15 protein-coding genes are annotated in these 13418 nt (G+C 61.5%); 7 read left to right on the plus strand and 8 right to left on the minus strand.

Annotation, left to right across the window (positions count from 1 at the left end):
- Window positions 1–212 precede the first annotated feature (212 nt).
- A complete protein-coding gene (locus J1N02_RS09415) occupies window positions 213–1547 on the plus strand; it encodes an MFS transporter (RefSeq protein ID WP_027605287.1) in 1335 nt (444 codons plus the stop codon).
- Here the strand turns inward: J1N02_RS09415 and J1N02_RS09420 are convergent, their stop codons facing one another.
- Window positions 1548–2426: a DMT family transporter gene (locus J1N02_RS09420; protein ID WP_027605286.1), complete on the minus strand. Its 879-nt coding sequence runs from the start codon at window positions 2424–2426 to the stop codon at window positions 1548–1550. It abuts the gene before it with no gap.
- Window positions 2427–2625: 199 nt separating this feature from the next.
- Between J1N02_RS09420 and J1N02_RS09425 the strand changes: the two genes are divergently transcribed.
- The 3 genes from J1N02_RS09425 to J1N02_RS09435 are packed head-to-tail and all read left to right on the plus strand — an operon-like array spanning window position 2626 to window position 4949.
- The gene (locus J1N02_RS09425) at window positions 2626–3039 is read left to right on the plus strand and encodes a membrane lipoprotein lipid attachment site-containing protein (RefSeq protein ID WP_092358254.1); all 414 of its coding nucleotides are present in this window, start codon (window positions 2626–2628) and stop codon (window positions 3037–3039) included.
- A 44-nt stretch (window positions 3040–3083) separates the two neighbouring features.
- Window positions 3084–3971, plus strand: a complete 888-nt coding sequence (locus J1N02_RS09430; RefSeq protein ID WP_027605284.1) for a neutral zinc metallopeptidase — start codon at window positions 3084–3086, stop codon at window positions 3969–3971.
- Window positions 3972–4949: an alpha/beta hydrolase gene (locus J1N02_RS09435; protein WP_421147317.1), complete on the plus strand. Its 978-nt coding sequence runs from the start codon at window positions 3972–3974 to the stop codon at window positions 4947–4949.
- Here the strand turns inward: J1N02_RS09435 and J1N02_RS09440 are convergent.
- The 3 genes from J1N02_RS09440 to J1N02_RS09450 are packed head-to-tail and all read right to left on the minus strand — an operon-like array spanning window position 4939 to window position 7045.
- Window positions 4939–5568 (minus strand): HAD family hydrolase, encoded by a 630-nt coding sequence (locus tag J1N02_RS09440; RefSeq protein ID WP_051429340.1) that lies wholly within the window; start codon window positions 5566–5568, stop codon window positions 4939–4941. The two genes, J1N02_RS09435 and J1N02_RS09440, sit on opposite strands and share 11 nt — an antisense overlap.
- On the minus strand, window positions 5565–6434 hold the full coding sequence (tesB, locus tag J1N02_RS09445) for an acyl-CoA thioesterase II (RefSeq protein WP_027605282.1): 870 nt from the start codon (window positions 6432–6434) through the stop codon (window positions 5565–5567). Before tesB ends, J1N02_RS09440 begins: the two co-directional genes overlap by 4 nt.
- Before the next feature lie 41 nt (window positions 6435–6475).
- Window positions 6476–7045, minus strand: a complete 570-nt coding sequence (locus tag J1N02_RS09450; RefSeq protein ID WP_027605281.1) for a GNAT family N-acetyltransferase — start codon at window positions 7043–7045, stop codon at window positions 6476–6478.
- 76 nt (window positions 7046–7121) lie between these two features.
- On the opposite strand from J1N02_RS09450, the gene J1N02_RS09455 reads away from it, so the two are divergent.
- Window positions 7122–8042 (plus strand): histone deacetylase, encoded by a 921-nt coding sequence (locus J1N02_RS09455; RefSeq protein WP_092358248.1) that lies wholly within the window; start codon window positions 7122–7124, stop codon window positions 8040–8042.
- A 171-nt stretch (window positions 8043–8213) separates the two neighbouring features.
- Window positions 8214–9440: a TIGR03862 family flavoprotein gene (locus J1N02_RS09460; RefSeq protein WP_146477835.1), complete on the plus strand. Its 1227-nt coding sequence runs from the start codon at window positions 8214–8216 to the stop codon at window positions 9438–9440.
- Between the two features lie 122 nt (window positions 9441–9562).
- On the opposite strand, the gene J1N02_RS09465 is transcribed toward J1N02_RS09460, so the two are convergent.
- Both J1N02_RS09465 and yedA read right to left on the minus strand, forming a co-directional pair.
- On the minus strand, window positions 9563–10900 hold the full coding sequence (locus J1N02_RS09465) for a DEAD/DEAH box helicase (protein ID WP_421147318.1): 1338 nt from the start codon (window positions 10898–10900) through the stop codon (window positions 9563–9565).
- 48 nt (window positions 10901–10948) lie between these two features.
- Window positions 10949–11845, minus strand: coding sequence for a drug/metabolite exporter YedA (yedA, locus tag J1N02_RS09470; RefSeq protein WP_098480887.1), 897 nt, complete (start codon window positions 11843–11845; stop codon window positions 10949–10951).
- A gap of 161 nt (window positions 11846–12006) precedes the next feature.
- Between yedA and J1N02_RS09475 the strand changes: the two genes are divergently transcribed.
- Window positions 12007–12468: an Lrp/AsnC family transcriptional regulator gene (locus J1N02_RS09475; RefSeq protein WP_027605276.1), complete on the plus strand. Its 462-nt coding sequence runs from the start codon at window positions 12007–12009 to the stop codon at window positions 12466–12468.
- An 86-nt stretch (window positions 12469–12554) separates the two neighbouring features.
- Here the strand turns inward: J1N02_RS09475 and J1N02_RS09480 are convergent, their stop codons facing one another.
- Window positions 12555–12827, minus strand: a complete 273-nt coding sequence (locus tag J1N02_RS09480; protein ID WP_027605275.1) for an acyl carrier protein — start codon at window positions 12825–12827, stop codon at window positions 12555–12557.
- Window positions 12817–13383, minus strand: coding sequence for a hypothetical protein (locus tag J1N02_RS09485; RefSeq protein WP_027605274.1), 567 nt, complete (start codon window positions 13381–13383; stop codon window positions 12817–12819). Before J1N02_RS09485 ends, J1N02_RS09480 begins: the two co-directional genes overlap by 11 nt.
- Between the last annotated feature and the right edge of the window lie 35 nt (window positions 13384–13418).

The following is a 13418-nucleotide window of genomic DNA, read 5'->3' on the forward strand; positions in this document are numbered from 1 at the left end:
GGCAATTGTTGTTTGTGGCAAATTATTCGCCCCCAGACTACCCGCAGCAATTAAAATGTACGAACCGGTTAGTTTTTGGTGCGATTATCGAACACTAAGCCTCTTTGGCGAATTGACGATTTTTTAGCCACTGCGCACCATCAATCACGCAGCGACACCCAAAAGAAGACCCACAACACCTCATAAAAATTTCAAAAAACGGGTACAACCACATGCCTTCGCAAAACTCCGCCCTGGCCGCGCGCCCGGGCACCCCGCACGCCGGCATCGGCGACAAGATCCGCGGCGCCCTCGCCGTGGGTAAAACCCGCTGGGGCATGCTGGCCCTGGTGTTCTTTGCCACCACCCTCAACTACATCGACCGCGCAGCCCTGGGCGTGATGCAACCGATCCTGGCCAAGGAAATGAGCTGGACGGCGATGGACTACGCCAACATCAATTTCTGGTTCCAGGTCGGCTACGCCGTCGGCTTTGTGCTGCAAGGCCGGCTGATCGACCGCGTGGGCGTCAAGCGCGTGTTCTTCTGCGCCGTACTGTTGTGGAGCCTGGCCACCGGTGCCCATGGCCTGGCCACTTCGGCGGTCGGCTTTATGGTCTGCCGCTTTATCCTCGGGCTGACCGAAGCCGCCAACTACCCGGCCTGCGTGAAGACCACGCGCCTGTGGTTCCCCGCCGGTGAGCGCGCGGTGGCCACCGGTATCTTCAATGCCGGTACCAACGTTGGCGCGATGATGACGCCGATGCTGCTGCCGCTGATCCTGCATGTGTGGGGCTGGCAGGCGGCGTTCCTGTGCATGGCGTCGCTGGGCGCGATCTGGCTGGTGTTCTGGGGTTTGAAGTACTACAACCCGGAAGACCACCCAACCGTCAAACAATCCGAACTGGACTACGTGCAACAGCAAGTCGAACCGGAACAACCCGGCGTACCCTTCAGCCGCATCCTGCGCATGCGCGGCACCTGGGCCTTCGCCATCGCCTATGCACTCACTGCACCGGTGTTCTGGTTCTACCTGTATTGGCTGCCGCCGTTCCTGAACCAGCAATACAACCTGGGCATCAACGTGACCCAGATGGGTATCCCGCTGATCATCATCTATCTGACCGCCGACTTCGGCAGCGTGGGCGGGGGGATTCTGTCGTCGTTCCTGATCGGCCGTGGGATGAACTCAATCAAGGCGCGGTTGCTGTCGATGTTGCTGTTTGCCTGCTGCATCGTCGGCGTGATCATGGCGGCCGGCTCCAGCCAGTTGTGGGTCGCGGTGTTTGCCATTTCCCTGGCCATCGGTGCGCACCAGGCGTGGACCGCCAACATCTGGAGCCTGGTGATGGACTACACGCCCAAGCACATGATGAGCACGGTGTTCGGTTTCGGCGGCATGTGCGCGGCCATCGGCGGCATGTTCATGACCCAGATCGTCGGCCACATCCTCACCGTCACCAACAACAACTACACCGTGTTGTTCACCCTGATCCCGGCGATGTACTTCATTGCGCTGACCTGGATGTACTTCATGGCACCGCGCAAGATTCCGACCGTAGACGCCTGATCACCTGCGCCGCTGCTGCCAGGCAGCGGCCAGACCGCTCATGCAGATCACCCCGATGCCGACCACCGTGGTTACATCGGGGGTATGGTTGAACACCAGCCAGCCCAACAACCCCGCGAAGACGATCTGGCAATAGCCGAACGGCGCCAGCAAGGCCGGTGCGGCAAAGCGGAATGCCTGGGTCAGCATCAAGTGCGCAGTCATCCCACAGGTGCCCAGCGCCAGCATCAGCACCCCGTGCCACAGCGTGGGCACCTGCCAGAAGAACGGCACCATCGCACTCATCACCAAGGTATTGCACAGCCCGGCGAAGAAGTTGCTGGTGGTGGGCGTGTCGTATTGGCTGAGGATGCGCGTGAGCAGTTGGTAGAAGCAGAAGAACAGCGCCGAACACAGCGGCAGCAACACCGCCGGCGTAAACAACTCACCGCCTGGGTGAATGATCACCAGCACGCCGACAAACCCGCAGATCACCGCCAGCCATTGGCCGCGTGTCACGTGTTCGCCGAGCAGCGGCACCGACAGTGCCGTCACCAGGATTGGCGCAAGGAAGTTCACCGCCGTGGCTTCCGCCAACGGGATGTAATGCAACGCCGTGGTGAAAAACAGGCTGGTGCCCAACAGGCACAAGGCCCGCACCACCTGCATCCCCGGTCGTTTACTGCGCAGCACCCGCAAACCCGATTGCGGCAGGAAAATCCCGGCCATCAGCAAGGTGTGCACCACGTAGCGCGCCCACACCACCATCACGATCGGGTAAAACCCGGCCAGGTACTTGGACAAGGCATCGTGGCTGGAGAACAGGAATGTCGCCAACACGATCAGCAAAATGCCTTTGAAGGGATGGTTGACGCCGGAAAGGGGGGTGCTGACAGTCATGGAATTCTCTTGCGTGGCGAGCGGAACGCTGAGCACTGAACGAAACAGCGCTCAACCCGGTAATCTAGCAGCCGGGCTGGCGCCTGCCCCAAGAGCATAACCAAACACCGGGCGAACAGCGCACTAAATCACCGGATTCGAGTCCAACGCAGCACCTTAGCCTGCGCATTGCATACTTTTTAACCAAGGCCTCGTTGCTATGAAAAAATTCCTCTTTGTTCTTTCTGCCCTTGCCCTGCTGACCGCCTGCGACCAGGCGTCCACGCCGGCGCCCAAACCTGCGCCGCCTTCCGTGCAGGCCGCCCTGGTACCCGAAACCCCGCCCACGGATAAATGGGTCGGCAAATGGATCGGCGTCGAAGGCCTGCACCTGACCATCGCCAAGGACGACAGCATCGGCCGTGGCCATTACCTCCTGACCATGCAATACGGCCTCGACGCCGACGACTCGGGCACCTTCAAGGGTGAAGCGGCCGAAGACGGCATCGCCTTCACCCGTCCGGACGGCCCGCAACTCCTACGCGCCGGCGACGGAGAAGCGACCGGGCTGAAATGGCTGGCGGACAAAAAAGACTGCCTGATCGTCGCCACCGGCGAAGGCTATTGCCGTTAATACCGACCATACTCAATCACGGTTAGCACACAGAGGATTGCCCCATGCTATGGAAAAAAGGCCGACGCAGCGACAACGTGGTGGATGCCCGCGATGACAGTGGCGGCGGCGGTGGCGGGATGCGCTTTGGCGGCGGCAAGGGCCTGAGCCTGACCGCGATTGTGCTGATCGTCGGCATCGGCTGGCTGACCGGCCAGGACCCGATGCAGATCCTCGGCCAGTTGACCGGCCAGATGGAACAGGCACCCTCGGTGAGCACGCAGTCGCGCCAGGCACCGCCGGCCAACGATGAGCAAGCCGACTTTGTGCGCGCGGTGCTGGGCGATACCGAAGACACCTGGGGCCAGGTGTTCCAGGAAAACGGCCTGGCCTACAAGAACCCGAAGCTGATTCTGTTCCGTGGCCGGGTCAATTCCGCCTGCGGTGGCGCCACCTCGGCCAGCGGCCCGTTCTATTGCCCGGCTGATCAGCAGGTCTATCTGGACCTGGATTTCTTCCGGGAAATGTCCCAACGCTTCCAGGCGGCCGGCGATTTCGCCCAGGCCTATGTGATCGCCCACGAAGTCGGGCACCACGTACAAACATTGCTGGGCATTTCGTCGAAGATCCAGGCCGCACGCCAGCAAGGCCGACAAATGCAAGGCGACGGTGGCCTGCTGGTGCGCCAGGAGCTGCAAGCCGACTGCTTCGCCGGTGTGTGGGCCAACCGTGCGCAAAAGCGCCTGAACTGGCTGGAGCCTGGCGATATTGAAGAAGCACTGAACGCCGCCAACGCCATCGGCGATGACCGTTTGCAGCAGCAGGGCCAGGGGCGCGTGGTGCCGGATTCGTTTACCCACGGCACCTCGGCACAGCGGGTGCGCTGGTTCAAGACAGGCTTCGCCCAGGGCCAGATCACTCAATGCGACACGTTCGCTGCCAAGAGCCTATAAATGAATCAACGATTGGGACTGCTGTTGGGCCTGTTGCTCATCTCGTCATCCGCCTGGGCCGCCGAGCAGGGCGTCAAGGTGGTCAGCCCCGAGCGTTTTCATCTGGAGGCCGGCGATCTCAGCCTCGGGCTGAGCCAGGACTGGCGCCAGCCACTGCCCGACGTCACCCGCGCGTTGATCATCGTGCACGGACGCCTGCGTAATGCGCAGACCTACCTGCAAAGCGGAATGGATGCCGCCGAACACGCAGGCGTTGGCCCCACCACATTGGTAATCGCACCGCAGTTTCTCAATGGGGCCGACGTGAAGCGCAACCATCTGGACAATCAGTTGCTGCGCTGGAACGGCAATGACTGGATGGCCGGCGATGCCTCCACCGGCCCAGGCCAGATCAGCTCTTTCGGCGCCCTAGACCAGATCATCAAGCACCTGGGCAACCGCACGCTGTTCCCGGCGCTGAAGGAAATCGTGGTCGCCGGTCACTCCGGCGGTGGCCAGGTGGTGCAGCGCTTCGCCCTCACCGGCCACGCGCACCCGGCCCTGCAAACCGAGGGTATCCGCCTGCGCTATGTGGTGGCCAACCCCTCGTCCTATGCCTACTTCAGCCCACAGCGGCCGGTGAAGTTCGAGACCGCCAGTTGCCCGGGCTTCAACACCTGGAAGTACGGCATGCAGCACCTGCCGGCCTACGCCAACGGCCAAAGCGCCGAGCAGCTGGAACAAGCCTACGTATCACGCACCATCACTTACCTGCTGGGCCAGCAGGACACCGACCCGAACCACCCGGCGCTGGATAAAAGCTGCGAAGCCGAGACCCAGGGCGCGTATCGGCTGATTCGTGGGCACAACTACTTTGACTACCTCAAACAGCGCCATCCGCAATTGCGCCAGACGCTGGTGGAAGTGCCGGGGGTCGGGCATGACGGGGATGGGATGTTTACGTCGCCCGAGGGCCAGAAGGTATTGTTCACTCAGTAATACCTGACGAAACAGTCTCAAAATATGGGAGCTGGATCATTCGGCGCAATGCAGCGCAGTCTGCAGCATGCCAATCCGCCAGCTCCGGCCACGGGTTCTCCGGCAGGTTGACCAACACCGTCCGCGCCCCTGCCGCCCGGCCGCAGTCCAGGTCAAAACGGTAATCGCCGACCATCACCATCTCGCTCGGCGATACATCCCACGCCGCCGCCAACTTCAACAACCCACCCGGATCGGGCTTGGGCGGCGCATCGTCGCGCCCCAGCACATCGTCCACGGCAAAGCAGTCCGCCAGGCCGATCGCCTCCAAGGTGATATGCGCCAACTCCCGCGCATTGCGGGTCAAAATGCCCAGGCGATAACCGCGCCCGACCAGCTCGCGCACCAGTTCCACCGCACCGTCCGCCGCGACGGAGCCCAGCGCCAGCTCGCGCTCATGTTCCAGCAGCCAGGCGTGCTTGGCCGCTGCGATGTCCGCTGGTAATGCGGCAAGGTGAGTGAGGATGTCGTCCTCGGGGGGAATATCCAGGGCCACGCGAATCGCCGCAAAGTCATGCACCGCCACCGTCAGGGTGCCGTCCATGTCGAACACCCAGTGCTTAACGTCCGTCAGGCTCATGCCCAATCCTTGCGATGGCGAATCAAGCCTTCCTGGGTCACCGACGCCACCAGTTGCCCGGCGCGGTTGTACACGCTGCCGCGGGAGAACCCACGGGAGTTTCCGGCCCATGGGCTGTCCATGGCGTACAGCAACCAATCATCGGCACGCAGGTCGGCGTGGAACCACAACGCGTGGTCGAGGCTGGCGACCTGCATGTCTTTCTGCCACACGGTCTTGCCGTGGGGCAGCAACGAGGTGGTCAGCAGGCCGAAGTCCGAGGCGTAGGCCAGCAGGTATTTGTGCAGCGCCGGCGTATCAGCCAGGGCACCATCGGCGCGAAACCACACATATTTGACCGGGTCGGACGGCTGCGGGTTGAACGGGTCTTTTTCGGTGACCGGGCGCACTTCGATGGGCTTGGGGCACAGCAGCTTGTCGCGCATATGCTCGGGGATCAGGTGCGCGCGCTGCTGGGTCAGTTCCAGCTCCGACGGCAGGTTTTCCGGGCCGACCACCACGGGCATGGTGGTCTGGTGCTCGAAGCCGGCCTCGTCGTACTGGAACGAAGCGCTGCAGGTGAAGATCGGGTGGCCCTTCTGGATCGCCGTCACGCGGCGCGTGCTGAAACTGCCGCCATCGCGTACACGGTCCACCGAATACACCACCGGCAACTTCGCATCGCCGGGGCGCAGGAAATAGCCATGCAGGGAATGCACATGTCGCGCTTCTTCGACGGTCTGGCTGGCGGCCGACAGCGACTGGCCGAGCACCTGACCACCGAACAGTTGGCGAAAACCCAGGTCCTGGCTGCGGCCGCGAAAGAGGTTTTCCTCGATCGGCTCCAGGGTCAGCAAGTCCACCAGATCTTCCAATACTTGGCTCATAGAGCAACTCCTACAACAATCGAGAGGGCATTCCGGGCTGCTTATCCGTGCAGCGTGTCCAACCATTGGGCGCGGGTGATGCGGTACAAAACGTGGGGGCGCAGCGGGTCATCGGCTGCGACCTTGGGGTGTGCAAAATCTGCCTGGGGATCGTAATGCATACCGATGGCCTGCATGACTTTTTGTGATGGCAGATTGGCTTGAGTGGTGAAAGCGACGATTTCGTCCAACTGCAAACGGTCGAAACCACAGCGCAGCGCGGTCCAGGCCGCCTCGCTGGCATAACCCAGGCCCCAATGCTCACGGGCCAGGCGCCAGCAGATTTCCACCGCCGGGGTAAAGTCCGCTTCGAAGCTGACGTTCTGCAACCCGGTCAGGCCGATGAACTCACCGGTGTCCTTGCGTTGCAGGGCCCACTGGCCAAAACCGTATTCGGCGAAGTGGCCGCGAATCCGGCCGATCAGGGCGGCACTTTCCAGGTGACTCAATCTGGCCGGGAAATAGCGCATCACCTGCGGGTCGGCGCACATGCGCGCAAATTCCGTCAGGTCGGCATCGCGCCATTGGCGCATGACCAGGCGCGCGCTTTCCAATTGCAATATCTCCTCCATGGGTCCCCTCCCCTTGCCATGTGCGTGAGTGTACAGCGCTGTTAAGATCCTTCGCAGATCCCCGTCAGAAAATCCCATGCCTTTGCCATTGATCTACCACGATGACTACAGCCCTGAGTTCCCGGCAGACCACCGGTTCCCCATGGACAAGTTCCGCCTGCTGCGTGACCACCTGGTGGCCAGCGGCCTGACCGAAGACAGCCAATTGCTGCGCCCGTCGCTGTGCCCGGCGGAGATTCTGGCCCTCGCCCATGAACCTGGGTATATCGAACGCTACATGAGCGGCGAGTTGTCCCGCGAAGACCAACGGCGTCTTGGCCTGCCCTGGAGCGAAGCCCTGGCCCGGCGCACCGTGCGCGCGGTCGGCGGCTCGATCCTGGCGGCGGAGCAGGCGCTGGAACATGGCCTGGCCTGCCACCTGGCGGGCGGTACCCACCACGCCCACTACGACTACCCGGCGGGCTTTTGCATCTTCAATGACCTGGCGGTGATCAGCCATTACCTGCTGGCCAGCGGCCGGGTCAACCGCGTGCTGATCTTCGACTGCGACGTGCACCAGGGCGACGGCACCGCGCGCATCCTCCACGACACGCCGGAGGCGATCACTGTGTCCCTGCACTGCGAAAAGAACTTCCCTGCGCGCAAAGCCCAGAGCGATTGGGACATCCCGCTGCCCATGGGCATGGGCGATGCCGACTACCTCACGGTGGTGGACGACGCCCTCAACTACCTGCTGCCGCTCTACCAACCGGACCTGGTGCTGTACGACGCCGGCGTCGATGTGCACAAGGATGACGCCCTCGGTTACCTCAAGCTGACAGACGCAGGCGTGGCCGCCCGCGATGAAAGCGTGATGCGCCATTGCCTGGGCCGCGACATCCCGGTGATGGGCGTGATCGGTGGCGGCTACAGCAAGGATCGCCCCGCCCTGGCCCGCCGCCACGGCATCCTGCACCACAGCGCGCAGCGGGTGTGGACGTCATCAGGGTGTCATTGAAGTGTGGGCGTTACCCACAATGCCTGTGGAACGGCCTGTGGATAACTTGAGCGTAAGCGTCTAAGAGCCCGTAGCTGTCTAGCCTGTAGGAAGCTGTACATTTTTTGATCAGGCAACGCCGCGCGCCTCGGGTAGAATGCTCGGCTTATTTCCGCGATCGTAGCCCTGCCCATGTCCGATATTTCCTCTCGACACGTCTCCATCATCGGCGGCGGCCCTGCCGGGCTGATGGCCGCCGAAGTCTTGAGCCTGGCCGGGGTGCGGGTAGACCTGTACGACGGCATGCCGTCGGTGGGGCGCAAGTTCCTGCTGGCGGGCGTGGGCGGCATGAACATCACCCATTCCGAGGCGTACCCGGCCTTTGTGGCGCGCTATGCCGAGCGTGCCCCGCAAATGGCAGCGTTGCTGCGTGGGTTTGATGCCGAAGCGTTGTGCGAATGGATTCATGGCCTGGGTATCCAGACCTTTATCGGCACTTCCGGCCGCGTGTTTCCCACGGATATGAAAGCCGCCCCACTGCTACGTGCCTGGCTCAAGCGCCTGCGCGACCAGGGCGTGGTTATCCACACCCGGCACCGTTGGGTGGGCTGGAATGCCGAGGGTGATTTACTTATCCACAGCCCGGACGGCGAAAAAGTTGTCCACAGCGATGCCGTGCTCTTGGCCTTGGGCGGCGGCAGTTGGTCGCGCCTGGGCTCCGACGGCGCCTGGCTCAAGCTGCTGGAGGATAAAGGCGTGCCTTGCGTGGCCCTGCAACCCAGCAATTGCGGCTTCGAGGTGTCGGCCTGGAGCGACTTTATGGTCAGCAAATTCGCCGGCGCACCGCTGAAAAACGTCGCCATTGGGCTGGGGGATGACAAGCCGCGACTCGGCGAATGCGTGATCACCGCCACCGGTATCGAGGGCAGTTTGATCTACGCGCTGTCGGCGCCGATTCGTGAGGCGATCAACCGTAATGGCTCGGCGACGGTGCATATCGATTTGCTGCCGAGCAAGCCATTGGACAAGGTCCAGGCCGCCTTGACCAAGCCGCGAGGTTCGCGCTCGATGAGCAAGCATTTGCACAGCCAATTGAGTTTGGATGGGGTCAAGGCGGCGCTGTTGCGAGAGTTGGCACCCGCCGAACACTTCAATGACCCGGCGCAATTGGCGGTGGCTATCAAGGCGTTGCCGCTGACAGTGGTGAAGACACGGCCGATGGATGAAGCCATCAGCACCGCAGGCGGCGTGCCCTTTGAAGCGTTGGATGAGCGGCTGATGCTCAAGCAATTGCCGGGGGTGTTTTGTGCGGGGGAGATGCTGGACTGGGAAGCGCCGACCGGCGGGTATTTGCTGACGGGGTGTTTTGCCAGTGGCAGAGCGGCTGGGCGGGGGATGTTGGAGTGGCTCAACCGCTGAGGTCTGCGGTGGATTCAAAGCCGCCATCGGGGGCAAGCCCCCTCCCACATCTTGATTTGTGAATACATTCAAACTGTGGGAGGGGGCTTGCCCCCGATGAGGCCATCAGCCACACCGCAAAATCACTTCTTCTTACGCGGCCCGGTATTAAACACCGGCACCTTGCGCACCGGCTTGATCGAAGGCTCCGACGGCGCCACTTCACCACTGTCCACCCACTTGCCGAGGTTGCGCTTGCCACCGCCACCACCGGACGCCTTGGGCTTCTTCGGTTTTTTCGGCTTCTTCACCACCTGACCGCTGGCATCGGTATCCGGCACGCGGTGTTCCGGCTCGAAGTCCTGTTCCATCTTGCGGGTCAAGGTCTGGCGGGTCAGCATCTCGATGGCCGAGAGCATGTTGACTTCATCGGCACACACCAGGGAAATCGCCTCACCGGTGTTGCCTGCGCGACCGGTCCGGCCGATGCGGTGGATGTAGTCCTCGGCCACGATCGGCAGGTCGAAGTTGACCACCAGCGGCAGGTCTTCGATATCCAGGCCTCGGGCCGCTACGTCGGTGGCGACCAGGATCTGCACTTCGCTCGATTTGAAACGGTCCAGCGCGCGTTGGCGTGTGGCTTGCGGCTTGTCGCCGTGGATGCCATCGGCGTTGATGCCCAGGCCCTGCAATTTATCCACCAGCGCATCCACGCCGTTACGGGTCTTGGCGAACACCAGCACCTGCTTCCAGCGGCCTTTGCGCATCAGGTGCACAAACAGCTCCGCCTTGCGCTTCTTGTCCACCGGTACTACCCATTGCTTGACGGTGTTGGCGGCGACGTTACGCGGGCTGACTTCGATGCTCAGCGGGTCGTTGAGCATCTGCCCGGCCAGCAGGCGAATGTCATCGGAGAAGGTCGCGGAGAACAATAACGTCTGGCGCTTTTTCGGCAGCATGCGATAGATGTTCGCCAGTTCTTCGGAGAAGCCCAGGTCGAGCATGCGGTCGGCTTCGTCCAGCACCAGGGTTTGCAGCTGGTTGAGTTTCAGCGCGTTTTGGCGGAACAGGTCGATCAGGCGGCCCGGCGTGGCGACCAGGATATCGACGCCCTTGCGCAGCTTCATCATCTGCGGGTTGATGCTCACGCCGCCGTACACCGCGTAGGTGGTGAGCGGCAGGTGCTGGGCGTATTCCGCAACGCTGGCGTGAACCTGCTCGGCCAGCTCGCGGGTCGGGCACAGGATCAGCGCGCGCGCCGAGTTGGCGGCGACTTTCGGCCCTTCCAGGGTCAGCAGTTGCAGCAGCGGCACGGCGAAACCGGCGGTCTTGCCGGTGCCGGTCTGGGCCGCGGCCATCAGGTCGCGACCGGCGAGCACCGCCGGAATGGCTTGCGCCTGCACCGGCGTCGGGGTCTGGTAGCCGAGCGTCTCAAGGGCGCGCAGCAAGGGTTCGATCAGGCCAAGTGTGGCGAAAGTCATGTAGTTACCGTAGGAAAAATTCAGCGCAAGGGCGTAATGCGCGGCAGTTTACCTTATTTCCGGCTTGGGCTTTCGCCACTGGGGCAGGCTGATCAACAGCACGGCGCTGATAATCACCAGCATGGCCAGGGCCTCTTCCAGACCGATGGTCTCGCCGATGAATACAATCCCCAGCAAGACTGCGACGGCGGGGTTGACGTAGGCATAGCTGGTCGCGGCCGCCGGGCGTACGTGCTTGAGCAGGTACATATAGGCGTTGAAGGCGATGATCGAGCCGAACACGGCCAGGTAAGCCAGGGCCAGCCAGCCTTCCAGCGGCGGCATGGCTTGCAGGCGCTCACCGGTCAGCGCGCTGGCGATCAACAGTGTCACCCCGGCCACCAGCATTTCTGCGGCACTGGCCATAGCGCCCGGCGGCAACGGCAGGCGCCGACTCCACACCGAACCAAACGCCCACGACGCCGCTGCAAACAACAATAAAGCGGCGCCCATGGGGCTAGACTGCAACGTGCTGCCCATGTTGAGCATGGCGATACCGATCATGCCCAGGATCACCCCGGCCCATTCCAGCCGGGTATTGCGTGCGCCCCAGAAATACCCACACAGCAAGGTGAACAACGGCACGGTCGCCACCGCCAGCGCCGCCACGCCGGACGACACCCCAGTGTGCTCGGCCACACTCACCGCGCCATTGCCGAAGGTCAGCAGCAAAATACCGATCTTGGCAGCAGCCTTCCACTGCTCCCAGGTCGGCGCCGGCGCCCCACGCCAACGCAAAAAGCCATACATCGCCGCACCCGCCAGCAAAAAGCGAATACCGCCCAGCATCAGCGGTGGCCAGTATTCAACGCCGATGCGAATCACCAGGTAGGTGGAACCCCAGATCACATACAGCGCAAAAAAGGCGGCGATCAACGGTAAAGGAAAGCGACGTGGGCCAGGCATTGGGCGGCTCGAAGGCAGAGATAAGAGAGGCTTATTCTAAAAAGACAGGCCGTTAAACATAAGTTACAAAACCTGTTTAAACCGCCAGTACACTTTCCAAAGCATGGTTATGAGGGCTATAAATCGTGTTTTCGAAAGCCATCCCCGAGTAGAGCCTTATCATGGACAAATACGACCGCATGCTCCTCAGCGCCCTGCTCGAAGACGGCCGCGCCTCCTACGCGCAACTGGCCCGCACGGTAAACCTCTCCGCCCCCGCCGTGGCCGAACGCGTGGCCAAACTGGAAGCCAGCGGGGTGATCACCGGGTACCAGGCCAAGGTGGATTTTTCGAAAGTGGGCTTGCCGATTCAGTGCGTGATCGAACTGCGGCTGACCAACCACGGCAACCAGAAGGTCTATGACGCACTGGCCGAAATCCCGGAGTTGACCGAATGCCACCGGGTAACGGGCGATCCGTGCGTGATCATGCAAGCGGCGGTGGGCTCGATGCCGGAGTTGGAGAGTTTGATCAATCGGCTGGCGAAGTTCGGGTTCAGCAAGACCTCGATTATTTTGTCGAGCGCGATAGAGCGACGGGTGCCGTTGGGGCAGTTGGAAACCAATGGCAAAAGTGGTGGCTGATCTACCGCCATCGGGAGCAAGCCCCCTCCCACAGTTTGATTTGTGAATACATTCAAAATGTGGGAGGGGGCTTGCTCCCGATGGCGTCAGTGGCCGCACTGCAAATTCGAGCGTTCAACGATCAAGTCAACTATCTGCTGGATGGTAGTGATGTGATCCCAATCTTCCTGGGTCGCTTGCAAGTTGAATTGCCACTTGATCTGCATGACAAAGCAGGTCAAATCATCATCAATAATCTTGAAGTCATGGATGAAGTCCGTTTGCTCCGTGACCTGGCTTCGGTCGATGAAACCGATGATATCGACGAATAGCTGAATCACCTTTTCGCTGATCTCGGCTCTAGTCGGGCTACCTTCCATTTCTTGCCTCATAGGCGCACTTACCAATACTGATTAGATCAAAGACAGCCAACCCCGCAGCAACGAAAGGAATGCCCCGTCCAATAATGCCAAATACCCGGACGGTGCCAAACGTTGCTTTCGCCATTCTGGCCACCGTGGGTTGCCTGATCAATGTACGAGGGAAAAAGCGCATTCCAATGAGACTCGCCAAGTTCGTCGTTTTGCTGGAGCCAACATGAACCCAAGTGCCCACGGCAATTTTGCTTATAGGTATGCCCGCGGCGCCAGTGAGAACCGTTGCGGCCGTCAAGCCATAGTGTTGCTGTGTACATTTCCAGAGTTCGTCAAACGTGGTGCTCGGCACCGAGGAGTCAGCATGAACGGGCTTGAGTAACTGGTAACTGGCGCCGTGGGTCCAGCCTGGCGAATTAGGTAAAACCATGACTGCCGGGCAACTTGTCATCGTGTTTCCCAAATGAAACGCCATGCTTGAAGTTGAGCCGAAATCAATGCCGTTGCCTTGGAGCTCAAACTGGCTTCGCACGATTGCTGTGTGAAGATCGCTTTCCTGCATGACGTAGTCCCTGTACGTAAATGACAGCCGGGATC

It is taken from the genome of Pseudomonas sp. NFX5 (assembly GCF_049132125.1).
Classification (GTDB): domain Bacteria; phylum Pseudomonadota; class Gammaproteobacteria; order Pseudomonadales; family Pseudomonadaceae; genus Aquipseudomonas; species Aquipseudomonas marginalis.